Raw genomic sequence first — 19,407 nt, 5'->3', positions numbered from 1 at the left:
TCAGGGTCTGAGTTCCACTTCGATCTGACGCCATTCATCATAGGCGTCAGCCGAAAGCATTGAATAGGGGCCGCATTGCACCACGGCACGTTGCGCCGCACGGGCAATGGCCTGGCCTGCCGCCGACGGGTCAGCGGCCACCACCTGCGGCGTACCGTTGACGCTGCCATCGCGGTTCATGCTCACCGACAGGGTAACGTTGAGGCCGCTGTTGAAGTCCGATGGCAACAGGTTCCAGCAGCCCTTGATCCTGGCGACCAGACCATCAATCTCATTCTGGCTCAAGCGCGCCGAGGTGCCCGTCGTGTCGCCAAGCGTCGGCGACCCGCCCTGCCCGGTGGTCGCGCCGGTGGTCGGCGCATTGTTGATGATCGAGGAAATTTCGTCAGCCGTTTCCGAACTGATTTCCGTCGGCGGCGCCGGCTGGGCCGCAGCCTGTTGCCGGCGCGCTTCTTCCTCGCGACGTCGCGCTGCGGCAAGCGCGTCCTCGCGGATCTGCGCAAGATCGCTCGGCCGCGATGTCGGCATGGCAACGTCCACCTGCGGCGGCGGCGTCGGTTTCGGCTCCGGTTCTGGCTCCGGTTCTGGCTCGGGTTCCGGCTCTGGTTCGGGCTCAGGTTCCGGTTCCGGTACCGGCTCTGGCTCAGGCACCGGCTCCGGTACGGGTTCGGGCTCAGGCTTTGGCTCAGGTTCAGGCGCGAGATCTTCCGGTCGCTCCTGCGGCAGCACGACCGGCGCCGGTTCAGGCGCGGGGGCCGGCTCAGGTTCCGGCTCGGGCGTTGCCTCGGCCTCCGGAGCCGGCGCCTGCTCGGTTACCGGCGCAGGAGTTGGCACATCGGCCGGTGACGGGATCACCTGGTCCTCTTCTGTATTGCCCGTGGGCTGCGCCAGTTCGGCCGGGTCCTCGGACTCCACAGCGGACGGCGTCTCGGTCTCCACCACCTCGCTGTCGAGCTGGCCCATGCGAATATTGGAATATTCCTCGATCGGCACCAGCTCGACCGCAATGGACTGTACGTTCGGCTCCAGAGGCTCGGTCAATCCCAGATTGACGAGACCCAGAACCAGCAGCAGCACATGGATGGATGCCGATACGACGAGGCCGGTGCGCATGCCCTCGGCCTACCTCTCGCGCTCGGTAACGAGCCCGATCTTGGTATAGCCGGCGCCCGACAGCAGGCCCATGACCCGCATCACCGTGCCGTAATTGGCCGTGGTGTCGCCACGCAGGAAGATGCGGTCCTCGACCGTGGCGAGGCCGCTGACAGTGGTCAAAAGGCTCGCCTCGTCCACTGGCGTCTCATCGACGAAGATCGCGCCTTCCGGCGTCACCGCCACGGTGACCGGGCGGGTCTGGCTCGGCATCTCGCTGGCCGAGGTGCGCGGCAGGTCGACAGTCACGCCCGAGGTCATCATCGGCGCGGCAACCATCATGATGATGAGCAGCACCAGCATGACGTCGACCATCGGGGTCACATTGATTTCGCTCATGATTGCGCTCTTGCGGCGACGACGGCGGCGTCCGCCGCCGCTTCCGCCTCCTGACGTGCCCATGCCCATGTCAGCGGCCCCGCGCTTCGAGCTGGCGTGAAAGGATGGTGGAGAATTCGTCGGCAAAACCCTCCAGTCGCCCGATCATCTTGCCGGCATCCGAGGAGAGCTTGTTATAAGCGATAACTGCCGGAATAGCGGCGACGAGGCCAATCGCCGTGGCAAACAGCGCCTCGGCAATCGGGCCGGCAACCACCGCCAGGTTGGTATCCGAAGAGGCGGCGATATTGGTAAAGGCATTCATGATGCCCCAGACCGTACCGAACAGGCCGATGAACGGCCCTGCCGAGCCGACAGTCGCAAGGAAACTCAGGCGCTTTTCGAGAAACTCGCTCTCACGGGCAATGGCCACGTCGAGCACCTTGTCGAGCCGCTGCTGCATGCCCACAAAACTTGCCGCGTTCTGCTCGTGGCTGCGTTTCCATTCTTTCATCGCCGCGACGAACACCGAACCAAGCCCGCCCGAGGGCTTTTCGGCCTGTTGCTGGTAGAGTTCCTCCAGCGACTGGCCCGACCAGAAGGTGCGCTCGAAGCGGTTCATCTCCGCCTGCGTCCGGCGATAGGTGATGGTCTTGTCGATGATGATGGCCCAGCACCAGATCGAGGCGCCCAACAGGCCCAGCATCACCGATTTGACCACGAAGTCGGCAGCCCAGAACAAGCCCCATATGGAGAGGTCCGCATGCGGAGCGACCGCTCCCACTGCATCCATGGCTTCCATGTCGTGATCCCTTTTGGCCGGCCCGTGCTTGCGGCCCCATAGCCGCTGCGATGGGGACGAAATCTGTCAAAATTAAGAGAAATGCCCGCAATTCCGGGCGCTGGGTGGTCCGGCGCGGCGCAAATCTGCCAATGCGCCGTTTATGGTCACCAAAGGGTTAATAAAGAGAGTCCGAGCTTCAGGCGTCCGGTACCAGCCGCGCCCGCAAATCCACCGGCAACCGCGCCGGTCCGCCGCTGGTCTTGATCGCCACCACCATCACCCTGGCGCGGGTCAGCACCGCGTCATCACGATTGATTGTCTGGGCCAGCACCAGCCGCACCCCACTCGTCTCGATCACCTCGGTATTGACCGTGAGCAGGTCGTCGATCCGCGCCGCCGCCACGAAATCGATCTCCATTGAGCGCACCGCAAAGGCGATCCCCTGCTCAGCCAGTTCGGCATGATGCACGCCTAGGTCGCGCAGGAACTCAGTCCGGCCCCTCTCGAAGAACTTCAGATAGGCCGCATGATAGACATTGCCGGAAAAATCCGTGTCCTCGTAATAGATGCGAACGATGTGGCTTTGGATGCTCATGGTGTCTTGTAGTCCAGTCCGCGTGCCGCCATGGCCGGGTCGAGCTCTACAAAACTCTTTGGTCCAATGCCATGAAGCTCGGCAACATCCTTGCGCGTCCAGCTCGTCAGGTCGGCAAAGCTGATGATGCCCGCCGCCGCCAGCGCCCGATGCGCCGGACGGCTGAGCGTCAGCGTATCGGCTATGCGGTCAGCGGAACTGCTCATGCCGAGCTGCGCTCATCATGAACAATGTGCGCCTGCCCTTCCGGCAGATCACGCAGGAAGCCCGGAAGCCAGCGCGGCAAGAGGTTGAACTGCTCCAGCGCGTCCCCCGTCAACGGCACCCAATGAAACGAGAGGATATGGCCTTCGTCGGGCCGTTGCAGCCAGGGGGATGTCCCGTTCGGTCCCTGCCCCGGCAATTCGACCCTGTAGAAGAACCCCAGTTCGTGAAAGTCCTCGCCCTCGCGGCGATAAAAGCTTTCCGAGGTCGCGATCATCGCCCCGACATTTGCCGGCATCGCCAGTTCTTCTGCCATCTCCCGCTCAAGGCTGACCGCACTGGCCTCCCCCAGCTCCACCCGCCCGCCTGGCAGCATGGTGTAAACGTCATCATCCTCGCGGCAGACCAGCACTTGGCCGTTCATGATGATGATCCCGGCCACCCGATAGTTGAACCGCTGTCCCTCGATGGGGAAGCTGATGACGTGACGCGCGCTCACTCCCCCTCCTCCTCGAACAGGCTCGATTGCAGGCCCACAAACCCCTGCGGCAGGGCCCTGCCCATATGCTGGAAGGCAATGGAAGTCAGCATGCGTCCGCGCGGCGTGCGCTGGATGAACCCCTGCTGCATGAGATAGGGTTCGACGATTTCCTCGACCGCGTCGCGCGGTTCCGAAAGCGCCGCAGAAATGGTCTCGATCCCCACCGGCCCGCCATTATAGAAATCGGCGATGGTGGTGAGATAGCGCATGTCGAGCTGGTCGAGGCCCCGCGCATCCACGTCGAGCCGCAGGAGCGCCTTGTCGGCCACAGCGCGATTGATCTCGGCGGCGCCATCCACCATGGCAAAATCGATCACTCGCCGCAGCAGCCGTCCGGCAATGCGCGGCGTCCCGCGCGAACGCCGTGCGATTTCCATCGCCCCGTCCGCCGACATCGGCATGCCCAACAGTCGCGCACCGCGGGTGACGATCTGAACTAGTTCCTCGGGCGTATAGAAATTGAGCCGCACCGGAATGCCGAAACGGTCGCGCAGCGGCGTCGTCAGCAGCCCCGCCCGCGTCGTCGCCCCCACCAGCGTGAATTTGGCCAGGTCGATCCGCACCGAACGAGCCGCCGGCCCTTCCCCGATGATCAGGTCGAGCTGGAAATCCTCCATTGCCGGATAGAGCACTTCCTCGATGGCCGGGTTGAGCCGGTGGATCTCGTCGATGAACAGCACATCCCGCTCCTCGAGATTGGTAAGGAGCGCGGCCAGATCCCCCGCCTTGGCAATCACCGGGCCGGACGTGGCGCGAAACCCCACGCCCAGCTCCCGGGCGATGATCTGGGCCAGCGTCGTCTTGCCCAGGCCCGGCGGGCCGACAAACAGCACATGATCTAGCGCCGAGCCACGCTGCTTTGCCGCCTCGATGAACACTTCAAGGTTAGCTCGCGCCGCCGCCTGCCCGACAAAATCGGAGAAACCCGAAGGGCGCAGGGAAACATCAAGATTGTCATCGCGGCCGGCAGTGGCGGAGGTCAGGGTCACGCTGGGAGCATCCGCGCCGTAATCCATACCAGGGCAAAAAGCAGCTTCGCCTCCCTCTCCTGATCGGTGAAGCCACTAAAGCCGTCAACTGATCCCACATACAGGTCTTCGCCATCAACGTCGGGATAGCTCACTGTCATCCCACCGTGCCAAACTCTGATATCGCCGCAAAGACGGCCGGACCTTGAAACGTCATATTGTTCAGGGACCGATGGGGAGGTCATCTTTAGTACCATGCCAAGGCGATCAGCCGCCTCCAGGACTAGCGACGGGATCGTGGGCGCCTGCCCCTTCGGAAGGTTTAGCTTCTCAAGCTGTTGCACAATTGATGACATAAGCTTCAACCAGATTTTGAACAGTCATAATAAGTTAAGCCTTTGAAAGCTTTAGCTCCCAACGTGGACGATCAACTGGCCATGTTAGAACCCAGTCGGGTTCAAAGGTGCCCCACAAGCTCTCGTATGCCGACGCCAAATTTGGCCGCCGCCGCCTGATCTCACGATAGCATTCGATGAACGCTCGTCGGGGATTATCATAGTCCCCGAACAACAAATCCGTCTCAAATGGATAGCGCCAATCTTCAAAATAACGTGCTATCTCCGACACGCACCCGGAAAGGTGGGGGAGGTTTTCACGAACCCCTTCCGGCAAGAGACTGAACAGCTTCTCGAGATCATGTCCCTTCGCGGGACTGCCGATCGCAACCACATGAAGGACCTTGAGCGCCAGTTCAACTGCAAAGGCATAGTTCACTATCGTCGGAGCGGAGACCGAATGAAACCCATAGGGATCGAACTTCAACTCCAGTGAGCAGCGCTCCGCTGCCAAGAAAAAAGCAGTGGCGGTATCTATCTGCCGCTGTAGATCGGGACTCAACTGCTCAATTCCCGCAATCCCAGCCGGATCAGCTTTTCGGTCGGGGTGTCGTCGCCCTCCTTGGCCACGACCCGCGCCACGGCGCTTGAAGCCTGTGCCGAGGAATAACCAAGATTGGTCAGCGCCGACACCGCATCAGACACATTGCCGGCGGCAAGGCCCTCGCCCAGCGCCGTTTGCAGCCCCAATGTCCCGGCATCGATGCCACCAATGGCGGGCACCTTGCCCTTGAGCTCGGTCACGACGCGCACCGCCAGTTTTGGCCCCACGCCGTTGGCCCGGCCAATCATCGCCTTGTCCTGCAGGGCTACCGCGCTGGACAGTTCTGACGGCGAGAGCACGGATAGGATCGCCAGCGCCACCCGCGCGCCCACGCCCTGCACGCTGGTCAACAGGTTGAACCAGCCCTTCTCGGCCTCGCTGGCAAAGCCGTAGAGTTTGATGAAATCCTCGCGCACGATGGTCTCGATGAACACCACCGCCGCCTCGCCCACCCGCGGCAGCGCCTGCAGCGTTCGCCCCGAGCAGAACACCTCGTAGCAAACCCCGCCGCAGTCGATCAGCACGACATCGTCGCCAAAACTGTCGACCAGGCCCTTGAGCTTCCCGATCATGCAAAGGCTCCCATGCGGCGGGCAGAGACACGGTGATGCGCGTGGCAGATGGCGATCGCCAGCGCGTCGGCCGCATCGGCGCCCTTGACCACGGCGCTGGGCAATAGCGTCTTGACCATCAGCGCCACCTGGTTCTTGTCGGCATGGCCGGTGCCGACCACCGATTTCTTGACCAGGTTGGCGGCATATTCGGCCACCGGCAGCCCGCGCATAGCCGGCGTCACCAGCACCACGCCGCGCGCCTGGCCTAGGATCAGCGCCGAGCGTGCTCCGGCATTGACGAAGGTTTCTTCCACCGCAGCCTCGTCCGGCGCATGCATGTCGAGCACGCCATTGAGCCCGGCCGCCAGCGCGGCGAGGCGTTCGGCCAGCGAGCCATCGACCGGTGGCGTCAGCGTGCCGCCCGCAACAAAGCTCAGCCTGTTGTCCCACGCTTCGATAATGCCCCAGCCGCAGCGTCGCAGCCCCGGATCGATCCCGATGATTCGCACAGCCCGTGTCATGGCATTCCTTGTAGTGGCGGCACTGCACCTTACCAAGCGCAAAGTGAACAAATGAGCAACAAAGCTACATCTTTGGACGCTTCGTTCAATTTTTACCGGATGGACAAACCCTGTGTAGAGGAACCGCTGCTAGCTTCGGTTTCTGGGAATGCAGGCATTGGGGCGAACATGACAGGGGCATACGACACGCTCACCGGACACGCCTGGATACGGGCTTCTCGCAGGGCAAGTCTGCCCGCAGCCATCTCGGTTGTGCTGCGGGAGCATTTGCAGCAACTCGCTTCCGTCGACTGGCTCACCCGCCGCCTTCCCTCGGCGGCGGCATGAAACAGGAACAGCTTGCGCCCTCCCATTTGCGCCCTCCTGCATCCCCGCGATCGCATCATCGTTCGTCGTCGGAGGAACCCGTTCGGGTCATACCCTTGCAGAACTGGACGAGCGTCGCGCGCTGGACGCTGTTTGGCACCCTGGCCTGTGTCCTCACCTCCCTTGCCTTCAATCTGGTGGCCTTTGGCGACCTGGGCGGGGAAGTGGCCATGCGCCTTCTGATCAGCGCCACCGCCCTGCCCATCCTAATCGGCGCGCCGCTCTTCTTCTACTTCAGCCTGCGCATGCGGGGGCTGGCCATTGCCAATGTGCGGCTGGGGCGCGTAGCCCGTACCGACAGCCTGACCGCCTGCCTCAATCGCGGCGCCTTTACTGGCCGCATCGATGCCTGGCTGCGCGATCCGTCGGCCGCTTGCTGCGGCGCTCTGCTGATGATTGACGCCGACCATTTCAAGTCGATCAACGATCTTTACGGCCACGACATCGGCGACGAGGCCCTGACCATCATCGCCCGCTCGATCCGCTCCATATTGCGCAATGGCGACATCGTCGGTCGTATGGGCGGCGAGGAGTTCGGCGTCTTCCTGCCCGGCGTCACTCATCGGCAGGCGCAATTGGTCGCCGACCGCATACGCCTCTCCGTCAACACCGCCGATTTCCGCCCGCATGGCGAGATCAGGCAGCTTTCGGTCAGTATCGGCGGCGCGGCCTTTTCCGAGACCACCAGCTTCGCCCAGTTGTTCCGTATCGCCGACCAGCGCCTTTATGGCGCCAAACATGCCGGCCGCAATTTGGCAATCGTGGTCCAGGTCGAAGATCATCCGGCCATCAATCTCAAGCGCACGGCATGAAAAAGGGCGGCCTGAAGGCCGCCCGGAATTCTTGCTCAGCACACGATTGCCGACCGCTCCTCAGCCTTCCAGCTTGGCGGCGTCTTCGTCGCTCATGTCGAAGTTCGAATAGACGTTCTGCACGTCATCGTCTTCCTCGAGCGTATTGATCAGCTTCATCAGCGTCGCGCCCTTTTCGGCGTCGATCGGTGTCTGGTTCTGCGGCCGCCAGATGGCCTTGACCGCCTCGGCCTCGCCCAGCACGGCCTCCAGCGCCGCTGACACTTCGGCCATGGTCTCGAAGCTGGTGTAGATATAGTGGCCGTCCTCGTCGCTCTCGACATCGTCAGCACCGGCCTCGATGGCCGCTTCCATCACTTTGTCTTCCGAGCCCACCGTGGCCGGATAGGTGATTTCGCCGACGCGGTCGAACATGAAGCCCACCGAGCCGGTTTCACCCAGCGCGCCGCCATTCTTGGAGAAATACGAGCGCACGTTCGACGCCGTGCGATTGCGATTGTCGGTCAGCGCCTCGACGATGACGGCAACGCCGCCGGGGCCATAGCCCTCGTAACGGATTTCGTCATAATTCTCGCTGTCGGCGCCGGAGGCTTTCTTGATGGCCCGCTCGATATTGTCCTTGGGCATCGACTGGCTGCGCGCATTCGACACCGCCAGGCGCAGGCGCGCATTGAATGCCGGATCGGGCTGGCCCATCTTGGCCGCCACGGTGATTTCACGGGCTAGCTTGGAAAAGACCTTGGAGCGGACCGCGTCGGACTTGCCCTTGCGGTGCATGATGTTCTTGGCGTGGGAATGGCCGGCCATTCGATACCTCGGATATGCGCAATTCTTCGATTTCGCCGGTGCTTATAGGGTGAGCAGGCGTAAAAATAAAGCGCCCGCCCCGCGTGTCCGGGGCGGGCGCGTTTCAAATAACGTTCGATCAGCCCGGATCGTGCTTGTTCCAGATGGTCTGGTCGATCCTGCCAACAAGTTCGGGATAATCGGCTGCATGGAACAGCGGTTCCTTGCCGGCCTTGCGCTGCGCCCGATAGTCCTTGGTGAGCTTGGCCACCGTCCCAGAGAGCAGCACAATGGCGATCAGGTTGACCGTCGCCATCAGCCCCATCGAGGCGTCCGCGGCATTGAACACCGTCGCCACACTTTCGTATGCCCCCCACACCACCATGGCCAGCACGCCCAGCCGAAGTACGGTAAGCCCCGGCATATTGCCGATCCTGAGAAAGGTCATGGCGTTTTCGGCATAAGAGTAATTGCCGATGATCGAGGTGAACGCAAAGAACAGGATCGCGATGGCGATGAAATATTGCCCCGCCCCGCCGATATGGACCGTCATCGCCGCCTGTGTCAGCGGCGTGCCGGTAAGCTCGCTCCCCTCACCCATCACCCCCGACAGCAGGATCATCAGCGCCGTCGCCGTGCAGATCAGCAATGTATCGATGAACACGCCCAGTGCCTGCACGAAGCCCTGCGAAGAGGGATGGTGCGGGTCAGGTGTCGCCACCGCCGCGATATTGGGTGCCGAACCCATGCCCGCTTCGTTGGAGAAGAGGCCGCGCTTGACCCCGTTGAGCAGGGCCCCGGCAATGCCGCCGCCGGCCGCATCCAGCCCGAATGCGCTCTGGAATATTTGCCCGAACACCCCGGGCACCTCGCCGATATTGATGGCAATCACATAGAGCGCCACCAGCAGATAGATGACGGCCATGAACGGCACGATGATCTCGGCCACGCGGGCAATCTGCCTGATGCCGCCGAAAATCACGATCGCGGTCAGCGCCGCCAGCGCCACGCCCACCCAGATCTTGTCGAAGCCGAAGGCGCCCTGCATGGCATCGGCAATCGAATTGGCCTGCACCGCATTGAACACCAGCCCAAAGGCCAGGATCAGGCAGACCGAAAAGACCGCACCGGCCCACGGCGCCTTGAGACCACGGGCAATATAGAAAGCCGGCCCGCCGCGATATTCGCCGTTCTCGTTCTTGGTCTTGTAGAGCTGTGCCAGCGTGCTTTCGGAATAGGCCGTGGCCATACCCACCAGCGCCACCATCCACATCCAGAAGATGGCACCCGGACCACCCAGGTAAAGCGCCACCGCCACCCCGGCCAGATTGCCGGTGCCCACGCGCGAGGCAAGGCTGATTGTTAGCGCCTGGAAGGGTGAGATGCCGGCACTGTCGCCTTTGCGCGAGCCGGCCACCGCCCGGAACATTTCGGGGAAATTGACGAACTGGATGAACCCCAGCCGCAGGGTGAAGAACAGGCCTACCGCCAGGAGGCCGTAAATGAGGACATAACCCCAGAAAATGTCATTGAGAAAATTGATGACCGGATCGAGCATGGCCCCACTCCTGCATGCGTGGACGGTTGATCGGCACGACTTGCCGCGTCCGGGGCCAGTTTCCCTATTCAGCCAATATTCACGATGCGCCCCCGGCGCAACATGCCCGATCCGACCTTAAATTGCGGAGCCCGGCAAGGGGAAATCTGCCGATGCTCAGGTCTCTTGAAAATCCGGCAGTGCCTGGGCCAGCACGCCACCCAGCCGAAGCGGTGCGATGAAGCGCGCAAGCCCCGTTGCCGGGTCCGTCTCTACCGCCACGCCACACAGCGTCGCCTCCCCTTCGGCCGGGGTAAACCGCCCATTGGGAATGCCGGTAAGAAACCGGTTGAGCGGCTCGTCGGTCTCGGTGCCGATAATGCTGTCGAAATCCCCGCACATACCGGCATCGGCCATGAAGCCGGTGCCGCCCTTGAGCACCCGATGATCGGATGTCGGGATATGGGTATGGGTGCCCACCACCAGCGTGACCCGGCCGTCGAGATAATGCCCCATGGCCTGAATTTCCGACGTCGCTTCGGTGTGAAAATCGACGATCACGGCATCGGCGACATCGCCCAGCGGCGCTTCGGCGATTGCAGCTTCCACCGCCCGGAACGGATCGTCGATGGGCGGCATGAATACCCGCCCCAGCGCATTGACCACCAGAACCCGGTGCCCGTTGCGCCCCTCAACCATCATCGCCCCACGCCCCGGCGTGCCGGGCGCGTAGTTTATCGGCCGGATCAGCGTCGGCTCGCGCTCAATATAGCTCAGCGCCTCGCGCTGGTCGAAGGCGTGATCGCCCAACGTGACAATATCGGCGCCGGCATCGCGCAGCGCCTGGAAATGATTTTCGATCAGGCCTTTGCCATGGCTGGCATTCTCGCCATTGACCACCACGAAGTCGAACTTGTAGCGCGCCACCAGTCCCGGCAGGCGCTCGGTCACGGCTTCGCGGCCCGACCGGCCCATCACGTCGCCCAGAAACAATAGCCTCATGCGGGCGAACCGAAGAATCGCACACCGTTTTCGGTCACGACGGCGTCGAGCGGCACATCATGGCTATCGCGCGGAATATGCGGCAATTCCTGCGCCGCAAAGGCCAGACCGATCAGCATCGGCTTTTTCGGCAATACGGCCAGGGTCCGGTCGTAATAACCGCCGCCATAGCCCAGCCGCGTCCCCTCGCTGTCGAATCCCAGAAGTGGCATCAGCACGAAGTCCGGCACAGCGCGCGGCGCCAGGTCGGACGGGGCAAGGGTGCCAAAGCCGGCTTCATAGAGGGCCGCATCAGCCTCCCAGACCCTGAGGTCCAATGGCTCTTCATCGCCTGCAACCACCGGCAGCACCACCTTTTGCCCGCTATCCATCAGCCGGATCAGGATTGGCTGGCAATCCAGTTCATCGCGAATGCGCCAATAGCCGGCGATTACGTCTTCGGGGGCATAGGCGATGGTTTCGAAGAAATGCCCCGCGACCGCGCGGGCGGCATCACTGCGGTCTTCTTCCGAAAGAGCAGCGCGGACGGCATGGGCCTCCTTGCGCAATGCAGCCTTTGCGTCTTCGAATGCCTGGTCCGCCATGCGCCCTCTTCAGTACAGAATTCTGTGCCGCCCTGGCCGTGGGACATCTGATCCCGGGAACCTACTTACGTAGGTGGGCGCCGTATGTCCGAGCCCACGGGCCCGGTCAGGGACAGCTCCCTCAGGATCGATTAAGGCCCCGGGGATATGTGTGTCCTCACGCGCCGGGCAGCCCGCCAGATATAGGCGCTTCGCAATGACCTGCAAAGGGCGGACTCGTCACTTCTCCTCTCACATCTTGTGCAAGTGCGAAGCCGGCGGTCCACCCCAGCCAATGCGCCCCGCATGCTGGAGATCTAGGCTGGCAGCGGAGCCGCCTCGTCCAGACTATCGGCCACCCCTTCGAGGGCTTTGGCGGCTTCGGTCAGCTTGGTGGCGAAGCGGGCCTCGGTGTCTTCGAGCTCGGCGGCAATGTCCTGCCCGGCCTGGGTCAGTTCGGCCACCTCGGCCTCCAGAGCCTTGATCCGGCGCTCGGCCTCCGCGAGCTCGTCGAGCACGGCAATGCCCGCCATAACCGTTAGCCGATTGTCGCCAATCTCGCCGACCGCGCCCTTGAGGCCCTCCACCTGCGTATTGAAGCGCTCGGCCAGCCCGATCAGATGACCCTGCTGCCCCTCTTCGCAGGCCATGCGATATTTGCGGCCATTGATCTCGACATTGACCTCGGGCACGACTCTACTCCGCCTTTTCCAGCACGGAGCGCACGGTCTCCATGGCATCGACCAGCCGGCGCGACACCTCATGCGCGCTGTCATCGAGCCGCTTGGCGCGTGCCGCCGTCTTGTCGAGTTCCGTCGCCAGGCGCGCCCGCTCATGCACCAGGCGCTGTGTGTCCACTTCCATGCGTTGATGACGCTGCATACGGGTGCCGAGATCGCGGGCACTGATGCTGAGGCGCGCCAGCGCCCGGTCGAACCGGGCTGCCGCCGAGACCAGGCCCTCTTCAAGTTCCGTCTCACTCATGGCCGCTACTGCCCTCAAGACGCGACGATTCCAACCGCGCCAGCCTGCCCCAGCCATTGTGGCATTGCAACCGCATTGACGTCCTGACCCCCGGAATTCCGGCCCGGAGCCGAACGCCAAAGCCGATTGGTGACATTGACAGCCAAGACGAACCTGTTATGCCTCAAAACCGCCTTTTGGGAGGAGGCAGGCCCAGCCGCCGCTCCCGAGAAATCCTGGATTTTTTCAAGCGAGCGGACCTTCTCATGACGAATACAGCCCAGCAGAACGAACTGGCCAATGCGATCCGGTCCCTGTCCATGGACGCGGTCGAGAAAGCCAATTCCGGCCATCCGGGCCTGCCCATGGGCTGTGCCGACATCGCGACCGTACTTTTCACCAAGGTGATGAAATTCGATCCGGCCGATCACAAATGGGCTGATCGCGACCGCTTCATTCTCTCGGCCGGCCATGGCTCGATGCTGCTCTATTCCTCGCTCTACCTGCTCGGCTACGAGGACATGACTATCGATCAGGTCAAGAACTTCCGCCAGCTCGGCTCGAAAACTGCCGGCCACCCCGAATTCGGTCATGCCACTGGCATCGAGACCACCACCGGCCCGCTCGGCCAGGGCCTGGCCAATTCCGTGGGCTTTGCCGTTGCCGAAGCCAAGCTCGCCGCCGAGTTCGGCTCCGACATCGTTGACCACCACACCTACGTGCTGGTCGGCGACGGCTGCCTGATGGAGGGCATTTCCCAGGAGGCCATCTCGCTGGCCGGTCACCTCAAGCTCAATAAGCTGGTGGTCATCTGGGACAACAACAACATCACCATCGACGGCAAGGTCTCCAACGCCGACTCCACGGACCAGATCGCGCGTTTCAAGGCCGTCGGCTGGAACACCATCGAGATCGACGGCCACGATCAGGCCGCCATCGAAAAGGCCTTAAACGACGCCAAGGCCTCGACCGACAAGCCGACCCTGATCGCCGCCAAGACCACCATTGGCTTCGGCGCGCCCAAGAAGGCCGGCACCGAGAAGGTGCATGGCGCCCCGCTGGGCGCTGAAGAACTGGCCGGCGCCAAGCAGGCCTTGGGCATCGACTATCCCGCCTTCGAAATCCCGACCCATATCCTGGAAGCCTGGCGCGCCGCCGGCACCCGCAGCCAGAATGTGCGTGGCGAGTGGGAAGCCCGCCTTGCCGCCTCGCCGCACAAGGACGAGTTCACCCGCCGCATGTCCGGCACGCTCCCGTCCGACTTCGCCGCCACCATGGCCGCCTACAAGCAGAAGCTGGCCGAGGACAAGCCCAAGGTCGCCAGCCGCAAGGCGTCGCAGATGGCGCTCGAGGTCATCAACAAGGCCGTGCCCGAGACCCTGGCCGGTTCGGCCGACCTCACCCATTCCAACCTCACCAACACCCCGGAGACCCTGCCCTTCCAGGCTGATAATCGCCTCGGTCGCTACATGATGTACGGCATCCGCGAGCATGAAATGGGCGCCGCCATGAATGGCGTGGCGCTGCATGGTGGCCTCATTCCCTATGGCGGCACATTCATGGTCTTTACCGACTATGCCCGCCCGGCCATCCGTCTTTCGGCTCTGATGGAACAGCGCGTCATCTATGTCATGACCCACGATTCCATCGGCCTCGGGGAAGATGGCCCGACTCACCAGCCGGTCGAACATCTCTCGGCCCTCCGCGCCATCCCGAACCTCCTGGTCTTCCGCCCGGCTGACGCCATGGAAACCGCCGAATGCTGGCAGCTGGCCATGGAAACTGCTGACCGCCCCTCGATCCTGGCCCTCAGCCGCCAGAACCTGCCGGCCGTCCGCACCGAATATTCGGCCGAGAACAAGTCGGCCAAGGGCGCCTATACCCTGGTCGGCCCGGCCGATGCCGATGCCGTCATCTTCGCCACCGGCTCGGAAGTCGCCATCGCCGTCGAGGCCCAGAAGGAGCTGGCCGAAATGGGCGTCTCTGCCCGCGTCGTCTCGGTGCCCTCCATGGAGCTCTTCGCCAAACAGTCCGACGCCTACAAGACCGAGGTGCTGGGCAAGGCCAGGGCCCGCGTCGCCGTCGAAGCCGGCATCGAGATGAGCTGGAACAAGCTGCTCGGTGACAACGGCCGCTTTGTCGGCATGCATTCCTTTGGCGCCTCCGGCCCCATCGACGCGCTCTATGCCCACTTTGGCATTACGTCCAAGGCCGTTGTTGAAGCCGTCACCGCACAGTTGTAAGAGAGCCACGCCTCCCTTTCTCCTCCCCTCCCGCTAGGAGCGTATAACCATGGCAGTTCGCGTCGCCATCAACGGTTTTGGTCGTATCGGCCGCAATGTCCTGCGGGCCATCATTGAATCGGGCCGCACCGACATCGAAGTCGTGGCCATCAATGATCTCGGCCCCGTCGAAACCAATGCCCACCTCTTCCGCTTCGATAGCGTGCATGGCCGTTTCAACGGCACTGTGACCGTCGATGGCGACACCATCGATGTCGGTCGCGGCCCCATCAAGGTGACCGCCGTGCGTGACCCTGCCGAGCTGCCGCATGGCGCCATGGGCGTCGATATCGCGCTCGAATGCACCGGAATCTTCACCAGCAAGGAAAAAGCCTCGGCCCATATCAAGGCCGGCGCCAAGAAGGTGATCATCTCGGCCCCCGGCGACGGCGCCGACAAGACCATCGTCTATGGCATCAATCACCAGTCCCTGACCAAGGACGACCTGGTGATCTCGAACGCCTCCTGCACCACCAATTGCCTGGCCCCGCTCGCCTATGTGCTGCACAAGGAATTCGGCATCGAAAAGGGAATGATGACCACCATCCATTCCTATACCGGTGACCAGCCGACCCTCGACACCATGCACAAGGATCTCTATCGCGGCCGCGCGGCTGCCCTCTCGCAGATCCCGACCTCGACCGGCGCCGCCAAGGCCATTGGCCTCGTGCTCCCCGAACTCAAGGGCAAGCTCGACGGCGTCTCCATCCGCGTGCCGACCCCCAACGTCTCCTGCGTCGACTTCAAGTTCATCACCAAGCGCAATGTCACCGCCGAGGAGATCAACGCGGCCGTGAAGAAATATGCCGATGGCGAGCTCAAGGGCATTCTGGGCTACACCACCCAGCCCAACGTCTCCATCGACTTCAACCACGACCCGCATTCCTCCACCATGGCGCTCGACCAGACCAAGGTGATGGACGGCAATTTCGTCTCGGTCCTCAGCTGGTACGACAATGAATGGGGTTTCTCCAACCGCATGGCCGACACCGCCGTGGCCCTGGGCAAGACCCTCTGAGAGTGCCAAAGCACTGAATTTGAAGGGCGTCCTCCGGGGCGCCCTTTGTTTTTGGGAGTGGCTGCTGACGCGAACTGGCAGCGGGCCCGGATACTTTACCCATCGTCATCACCAGGCTTGACCGGATGGTCCATGCAAATCCGGTAAAGGTGTATTGGCCGGTCAACGGCGGAGGACGGGAAGATCGGGCGCAGACTTAGGAGAAAATGGCGACAGTGACAAAAATCGACATACGCAAGACGCTGAAACCCCTCTACAGCGCACGCCGGCAATTCGACCTCGTCGACGTCCCTCCCCTCAACTACGCCATGGCCGATGGATTAGGCGACCCCAATACCGCACCGGCCTATTCGTCAGCCGTGCAGTGGCTTTATTCCATCAGCTATGCGCTCAAATTCGCCGCCAAATCCCTGGGCCAGGATTATGTTGTGCCGCCGCTAGAGGGGCTCTGGTGGAGTGATGACCCGGCCGACTTCGTGGCCCGTCGCAAGAACAAGTGGCGTTGGACCATGATGATTCTCGCCCCCGATTTCATCACGGCGGACATGTTTGCAGTCGCGCGCGACAAGGCCAAGTCAAAGCTGGGCAACGCCCCCGATACCCTCCGCCTTGCCACGCTACACGAGGGCCAGAGCCTGCAGATCCTGCATGTGGGCAGCTATGACGATGAGGCGGCCATCCTCGCGCAACTGCATAGTGTCGAAATGCCTGCGAGGGGCCTGACCTTCAATGGCCAGCACCATGAAATTTATCTCGCGGATCCGCGTCGGACGGCGCCCGAAAAGCTGAGAACCATCCTCCGGCAGCCGGTTCGCCCGGCATGACTCACGTGCAATTCTGCGGCTTGTGATTTGGCCGCGCATTTGATGGAAATGCTGTCGCAACCGGGAGGCCGACGCCGTGACGCTCAATCGCTCCATCCGCTGGCGGGGTCTCCACCTCGAGACCTCGGAGCATTGCCACATCGTCGACGGACGGGCGACAAATATTCGCGGCACCATTATCGGGCCCGATTTCGGCCTCTTCTACCGCCTGAAGCTCGACGAAAATGGCCATACGCGAACTGTTAAGATTGAGCATGCCGACGGCCGCACGCTGGAGATTTTCGCTGATGGCGCAGGTGGTTGGTCCGACGACCGGGCCGAACCGATTTCCGCCCTGCGCGGCTGCCTCGATGTCGACATCTGGCCCACGCCGCTGACCAATTCCCTGCCCATCTGGCGCGCGGCGCTGGAGATCGACAAGCCCGTCCGCTTCGACATGGCCTGGATCAACGCCACGGCCATGGAGGTCAAGCGCTCCGAGCAGGTCTATACCCGCGTCGACGATACCCACATTCGCTACCAGTCCACCAATTTCGAAGCCGTTCTGGAAGTCGATGGAGACGGCATTGTCACCTACTATCCGGGCCTGTTCACACGCATGTGAGTCACGGCGCTGTCACCAAATCAGCATAAATGCTGCATCGTCTCGGCAACGGAGCAGTGGCATGTTCCTCCTCACCAAGCGCTTCGCGACAGCCCTGCCCCTGAGCTGGCTGGTCATCGGCTTCCTGCAATTGCCCTGGCTCATCCCCCTGCCCTCGGCGGCCATGCTCGGCTTTCTGGTCTGGCGCCATCGCCGCATCCTCACCCAGGTCGGCGATGCCCCTCTTGCCAGCGATGGCTTTGCCAAGCATGTCATGGTCGATGACCTGCTGCGTCTGGGCGGACAGGTGCTGGTTTCGCCCCTGCTCTACCTTGGCGGCGCCACGCTGGCCGCCAACCTGCCTGGCTAGAGAAAACTTTATCCCCGGCCGCAAAACCTCCGGCATACTCCCATCCATCACTCCCGCGCGGACGGACTGCAGCGAACTTTGCGGGGGGAGCCGGGCGTAGCTGGGTCGCTCCAGTTGCGCGTCTAGGAAGCGGTCACCCTGCGACGAGCGTTCAAAGGGGTCCGGAGTCCTCTACGAAAAACCGGTGTCCCGAGGCGGCGACGTCTCTATTCACTTAGTTTTACTGAGACGCACGCGCCTCGGGATACGTCCACTTGCGAAAACCGGAGGCGTCCAGGCCGTCCGGCGCACCGTCGCGTCCAGCACAATGTCCAATCGTCCCTCCGACAGAAAATTGCTGTCCCCGCTTCCGCCAATCGTGCCACTCTGCTACCCACGGCGCGGATACAAACGACCCGGAGGCGGCACCATGAGCGCGACTTTCAAGACCCTCGACGAATTAGATCTGACGGGCAAGCGCGTGCTGTTGCGAGCCGACCTCAACGTGCCGGTCGCCGATGGCAAGGTGAGCGATGCCACCCGCATCGAGCGCCTGGTGCCCACCATCCGCGAGATCGTAAAAAGGGATGGCAAGGTCATTCTCCTGAGCCATTTCGGCCGCCCCAAGGGCAAGGTTGACCCCGAATTTTCGCTCGAGCAGGTTTGTGCCGCCGTCGCCGATCAGACCGGCCATCCGGTCGGCTTCGTCGCCACTGACTGGACTGATGTCAGCGCCGCCAAAACGGCTATCGACGAGGCGCCCGCCGGTTCGGTGCTGGTCATGGAAAACACCCGCTTCCATCCCGGCGAGGAAGAAAACGACGTCGAGCTGGCCAGGCGCATGGCAAGCCTGGGCGATTGTTATGTCAACGACGCCTTCTCCGCCGCGCACCGCGCCCATGCCTCGACCGAAGCGCTGGCGCGTCTGCTGCCCGCTGCAGCGGGTCTCGCCATGCAGGCTGAACTCGAAGCGCTGGAAGCAGGCCTCGGCAAGCCCAAAAAGCCTGTCGTGGCCATTGTCGGTGGCGCCAAGGTCTCCTCCAAGATCGACCTCCTCGAAAACCTCGTCACCAGGGTCGATGGCCTCATCATCGGCGGCGGCATGGCCAATACCTTCCTCCACGCCCAGGGCGTTGGCGTTGGCAAGTCGCTGTGTGAAAAGGACCTGGCCGAGACCGCCATCCGCATCATGGACAAGGCCGTCGACAGCGGCTGTGCCATCATCCTGCCCATCGACGCTGTGGTCTCCTGGCACTTCAAGGCCAATTCCCCGACCCGTCTCTATGGCGTCGACGCCATCGACCCCGATGGCATGATCCTCGATATCGGCCCTTCCTCCATCGAACGCATCACTGGCGCCATCGATGATGCCCATACATTGGTCTGGAATGGCCCGGTCGGCGCTTTCGAGATGGAGCCCTTCGACGCCGGCACCGTCGCCATCGCCAAACATGTCGCCAAGCGCACCCATGACGGCCATCTGGTCTCGGTTGCCGGCGGCGGCGATACCGTCAGCGCTCTCGCCCATGCCGGGGTCAAGGACAAGCTCACCTACGTCTCCACCGCCGGCGGCGCCTTCCTCGAATGGATGGAAGGCAAGCCCCTGCCCGGCGTTGAGGCGCTGAAGAAGTAGGGCACGGCAGTCGCCAAGCGCACGCTTACCCTTCTCCCCTTGTGGGAGAAGGTGCCCCGAAGGGGCAGAAGGGGTCTGCAATCTACACGCGACATCCAGCGCGCGGAGAGAAC

23 protein-coding genes and 1 other RNA gene are annotated in these 19,407 nt (G+C 62.7%); 7 read left to right on the top strand and 17 right to left on the bottom strand.

The genetic code is table 11. From position 1 onward, the window contains the following. The 10 genes from ACXYMS_RS01600 to ruvC all read right to left on the bottom strand — a co-directional run bounded on the left by ACXYMS_RS01600 (position 1) and on the right by ruvC (position 6,576). The gene (locus ACXYMS_RS01600; RefSeq protein ID WP_458903275.1) at positions 1-1,113 is read right to left on the bottom strand and encodes a hypothetical protein; all 1,113 of its coding nucleotides are present in this window, start codon (positions 1,111-1,113) and stop codon (positions 1-3) included. Positions 1,114-1,122: 9 nt separating this feature from the next. Then, positions 1,123-1,560: an ExbD/TolR family protein gene (locus tag ACXYMS_RS01595; RefSeq protein ID WP_458903274.1), complete on the bottom strand. Its 438-nt coding sequence runs from the start codon at positions 1,558-1,560 to the stop codon at positions 1,123-1,125. 1 nt (position 1,561) lies between these two features. Beyond that, complete coding sequence (gene tolQ, locus ACXYMS_RS01590) at positions 1,562-2,272, bottom strand: protein TolQ (RefSeq protein WP_458903273.1); 711 nt, start codon at positions 2,270-2,272, stop codon at positions 1,562-1,564. A 178-nt stretch (positions 2,273-2,450) separates the two neighbouring features. Next, entirely contained in the window at positions 2,451-2,849 is a 399-nt protein-coding gene (gene ybgC, locus ACXYMS_RS01585) for a tol-pal system-associated acyl-CoA thioesterase (protein WP_458903272.1), read from the bottom strand. Then, positions 2,846-3,055 carry a helix-hairpin-helix domain-containing protein gene (locus tag ACXYMS_RS01580; protein WP_458903271.1) on the bottom strand — a complete coding sequence of 70 codons (210 nt, stop codon included), beginning with the start codon at positions 3,053-3,055 and terminating at the stop codon, positions 2,846-2,848. Before ACXYMS_RS01580 ends, ybgC begins: the two co-directional genes overlap by 4 nt. Further along, on the bottom strand, positions 3,052-3,552 hold the full coding sequence (locus tag ACXYMS_RS01575) for an NUDIX hydrolase (protein ID WP_458903270.1): 501 nt from the start codon (positions 3,550-3,552) through the stop codon (positions 3,052-3,054). The genes ACXYMS_RS01580 and ACXYMS_RS01575 overlap by 4 nt, the downstream gene beginning before the upstream one ends. Then, positions 3,549-4,583 (bottom strand): Holliday junction branch migration DNA helicase RuvB, encoded by a 1,035-nt coding sequence (gene ruvB, locus ACXYMS_RS01570; protein WP_458903269.1) that lies wholly within the window; start codon positions 4,581-4,583, stop codon positions 3,549-3,551. Before ruvB ends, ACXYMS_RS01575 begins: the two co-directional genes overlap by 4 nt. A 369-nt stretch (positions 4,584-4,952) precedes the next feature. Next, positions 4,953-5,459: a HEPN domain-containing protein gene (locus ACXYMS_RS01565; protein WP_458903268.1), complete on the bottom strand. Its 507-nt coding sequence runs from the start codon at positions 5,457-5,459 to the stop codon at positions 4,953-4,955. Then, positions 5,456-6,073 (bottom strand): Holliday junction branch migration protein RuvA, encoded by a 618-nt coding sequence (ruvA, locus tag ACXYMS_RS01560; RefSeq protein WP_458903267.1) that lies wholly within the window; start codon positions 6,071-6,073, stop codon positions 5,456-5,458. The genes ACXYMS_RS01565 and ruvA overlap by 4 nt, the downstream gene beginning before the upstream one ends. Then, positions 6,070-6,576: a crossover junction endodeoxyribonuclease RuvC gene (gene ruvC / locus ACXYMS_RS01555; protein ID WP_458903266.1), complete on the bottom strand. Its 507-nt coding sequence runs from the start codon at positions 6,574-6,576 to the stop codon at positions 6,070-6,072. Before ruvC ends, ruvA begins: the two co-directional genes overlap by 4 nt. A 422-nt stretch (positions 6,577-6,998) precedes the next feature. Here ruvC and ACXYMS_RS01550 point away from each other — a divergent pair, with 422 nt between their 5' ends. After that, the gene (locus tag ACXYMS_RS01550) at positions 6,999-7,754 is read left to right on the top strand and encodes a GGDEF domain-containing protein (protein ID WP_458903265.1); all 756 of its coding nucleotides are present in this window, start codon (positions 6,999-7,001) and stop codon (positions 7,752-7,754) included. A gap of 60 nt (positions 7,755-7,814) precedes the next feature. Here ACXYMS_RS01550 and ACXYMS_RS01545 read toward each other — a convergent pair whose 3' ends face one another. The 7 genes from ACXYMS_RS01545 to ACXYMS_RS01515 form a co-directional block, all read right to left on the bottom strand. Beyond that, the gene (locus ACXYMS_RS01545) at positions 7,815-8,561 is read right to left on the bottom strand and encodes a YebC/PmpR family DNA-binding transcriptional regulator (RefSeq protein WP_458903264.1); all 747 of its coding nucleotides are present in this window, start codon (positions 8,559-8,561) and stop codon (positions 7,815-7,817) included. Positions 8,562-8,679: 118 nt separating this feature from the next. Further along, a complete protein-coding gene (locus ACXYMS_RS01540) occupies positions 8,680-10,098 on the bottom strand; it encodes an alanine/glycine:cation symporter family protein (RefSeq protein ID WP_458903263.1) in 1,419 nt (472 codons plus the stop codon). A gap of 156 nt (positions 10,099-10,254) precedes the next feature. Further along, positions 10,255-11,079, bottom strand: coding sequence for a TIGR00282 family metallophosphoesterase (locus ACXYMS_RS01535; RefSeq protein WP_458903262.1), 825 nt, complete (start codon positions 11,077-11,079; stop codon positions 10,255-10,257). After that, positions 11,076-11,663, bottom strand: a complete 588-nt coding sequence (locus ACXYMS_RS01530) for a 5-formyltetrahydrofolate cyclo-ligase (RefSeq protein WP_458903261.1) — start codon at positions 11,661-11,663, stop codon at positions 11,076-11,078. The genes ACXYMS_RS01535 and ACXYMS_RS01530 overlap by 4 nt, the downstream gene beginning before the upstream one ends. Before the next feature lie 20 nt (positions 11,664-11,683). Next, positions 11,684-11,841: non-coding RNA, 6S RNA (gene ssrS / locus ACXYMS_RS01525), on the bottom strand. A gap of 118 nt (positions 11,842-11,959) precedes the next feature. Next, positions 11,960-12,334, bottom strand: coding sequence for a cell division protein ZapA (locus ACXYMS_RS01520; protein ID WP_458903260.1), 375 nt, complete (start codon positions 12,332-12,334; stop codon positions 11,960-11,962). A 4-nt stretch (positions 12,335-12,338) separates the two neighbouring features. Beyond that, positions 12,339-12,626: a DUF4164 family protein gene (locus tag ACXYMS_RS01515; protein ID WP_458903259.1), complete on the bottom strand. Its 288-nt coding sequence runs from the start codon at positions 12,624-12,626 to the stop codon at positions 12,339-12,341. 158 nt (positions 12,627-12,784) lie between these two features. On the opposite strand from ACXYMS_RS01515, the gene tkt reads away from it, so the two are divergent. The 6 genes from tkt (at position 12,785) to ACXYMS_RS01485 (ending at position 19,294) form a co-directional block, all read left to right on the top strand. After that, the gene (gene tkt / locus ACXYMS_RS01510; RefSeq protein ID WP_458903258.1) at positions 12,785-14,848 is read left to right on the top strand and encodes a transketolase; all 2,064 of its coding nucleotides are present in this window, start codon (positions 12,785-12,787) and stop codon (positions 14,846-14,848) included. Between the two features lie 49 nt (positions 14,849-14,897). Then, complete coding sequence (gap, locus tag ACXYMS_RS01505; RefSeq protein WP_458903257.1) at positions 14,898-15,905, top strand: type I glyceraldehyde-3-phosphate dehydrogenase; 1,008 nt, start codon at positions 14,898-14,900, stop codon at positions 15,903-15,905. A gap of 206 nt (positions 15,906-16,111) precedes the next feature. Beyond that, positions 16,112-16,729 carry a GyrI-like domain-containing protein gene (locus ACXYMS_RS01500; protein WP_458903256.1) on the top strand — a complete coding sequence of 206 codons (618 nt, stop codon included), beginning with the start codon at positions 16,112-16,114 and terminating at the stop codon, positions 16,727-16,729. Between the two features lie 76 nt (positions 16,730-16,805). Next, positions 16,806-17,333 (top strand): putative glycolipid-binding domain-containing protein, encoded by a 528-nt coding sequence (locus ACXYMS_RS01495; RefSeq protein ID WP_458903255.1) that lies wholly within the window; start codon positions 16,806-16,808, stop codon positions 17,331-17,333. 61 nt (positions 17,334-17,394) lie between these two features. Continuing rightward, the gene (locus ACXYMS_RS01490) at positions 17,395-17,682 is read left to right on the top strand and encodes a hypothetical protein (RefSeq protein ID WP_458903254.1); all 288 of its coding nucleotides are present in this window, start codon (positions 17,395-17,397) and stop codon (positions 17,680-17,682) included. Positions 17,683-18,091: 409 nt separating this feature from the next. Further along, positions 18,092-19,294 (top strand): phosphoglycerate kinase, encoded by a 1,203-nt coding sequence (locus ACXYMS_RS01485; RefSeq protein WP_458903253.1) that lies wholly within the window; start codon positions 18,092-18,094, stop codon positions 19,292-19,294. The last annotated feature ends 113 nt before the right edge of the window (positions 19,295-19,407 follow it).

This window comes from Devosia sp. CAU 1758, assembly GCF_054482695.1.
Note: the sequence above shows the minus strand (reverse complement) of the source record. Positions and strands in the feature narration are given on the sequence as shown.

Excerpts from the sequence above, each read along its gene's own strand:
- tkt (WP_458903258.1), top strand. The coding sequence starts at position 12,785 with ATGCCTCAAAACCGCCTTTTGGGAGGAGGCAGGCCCAGCCGCCGCTCC.
- ACXYMS_RS01535 (WP_458903262.1), bottom strand. The coding sequence starts at position 11,079 with ATGAGGCTATTGTTTCTGGGCGACGTGATGGGCCGGTCGGGCCGCGAA.
- ACXYMS_RS01580 (WP_458903271.1), bottom strand. The coding sequence starts at position 3,055 with ATGAGCAGTTCCGCTGACCGCATAGCCGATACGCTGACGCTCAGCCGT.
- tolQ (WP_458903273.1), bottom strand. The coding sequence starts at position 2,272 with ATGGAAGCCATGGATGCAGTGGGAGCGGTCGCTCCGCATGCGGACCTC.
- ACXYMS_RS01600 (WP_458903275.1), bottom strand. The coding sequence starts at position 1,113 with ATGCGCACCGGCCTCGTCGTATCGGCATCCATCCATGTGCTGCTGCTG.
- ruvC (WP_458903266.1), bottom strand. The coding sequence starts at position 6,576 with ATGACACGGGCTGTGCGAATCATCGGGATCGATCCGGGGCTGCGACGC.
- ACXYMS_RS01485 (WP_458903253.1), top strand. The coding sequence starts at position 18,092 with ATGAGCGCGACTTTCAAGACCCTCGACGAATTAGATCTGACGGGCAAG.
- ruvA (WP_458903267.1), bottom strand. The coding sequence starts at position 6,073 with ATGATCGGGAAGCTCAAGGGCCTGGTCGACAGTTTTGGCGACGATGTC.
- gap (WP_458903257.1), top strand. The coding sequence starts at position 14,898 with ATGGCAGTTCGCGTCGCCATCAACGGTTTTGGTCGTATCGGCCGCAAT.
- ACXYMS_RS01545 (WP_458903264.1), bottom strand. The coding sequence starts at position 8,561 with ATGGCCGGCCATTCCCACGCCAAGAACATCATGCACCGCAAGGGCAAG.
- ACXYMS_RS01540 (WP_458903263.1), bottom strand. The coding sequence starts at position 10,098 with ATGCTCGATCCGGTCATCAATTTTCTCAATGACATTTTCTGGGGTTAT.
- ACXYMS_RS01530 (WP_458903261.1), bottom strand. The coding sequence starts at position 11,663 with ATGGCGGACCAGGCATTCGAAGACGCAAAGGCTGCATTGCGCAAGGAG.
- ACXYMS_RS01500 (WP_458903256.1), top strand. The coding sequence starts at position 16,112 with ATGGCGACAGTGACAAAAATCGACATACGCAAGACGCTGAAACCCCTC.
- ACXYMS_RS01490 (WP_458903254.1), top strand. The coding sequence starts at position 17,395 with ATGTTCCTCCTCACCAAGCGCTTCGCGACAGCCCTGCCCCTGAGCTGG.
- ybgC (WP_458903272.1), bottom strand. The coding sequence starts at position 2,849 with ATGAGCATCCAAAGCCACATCGTTCGCATCTATTACGAGGACACGGAT.
- ACXYMS_RS01515 (WP_458903259.1), bottom strand. The coding sequence starts at position 12,626 with ATGAGTGAGACGGAACTTGAAGAGGGCCTGGTCTCGGCGGCAGCCCGG.
- ACXYMS_RS01595 (WP_458903274.1), bottom strand. The coding sequence starts at position 1,560 with ATGGGCATGGGCACGTCAGGAGGCGGAAGCGGCGGCGGACGCCGCCGT.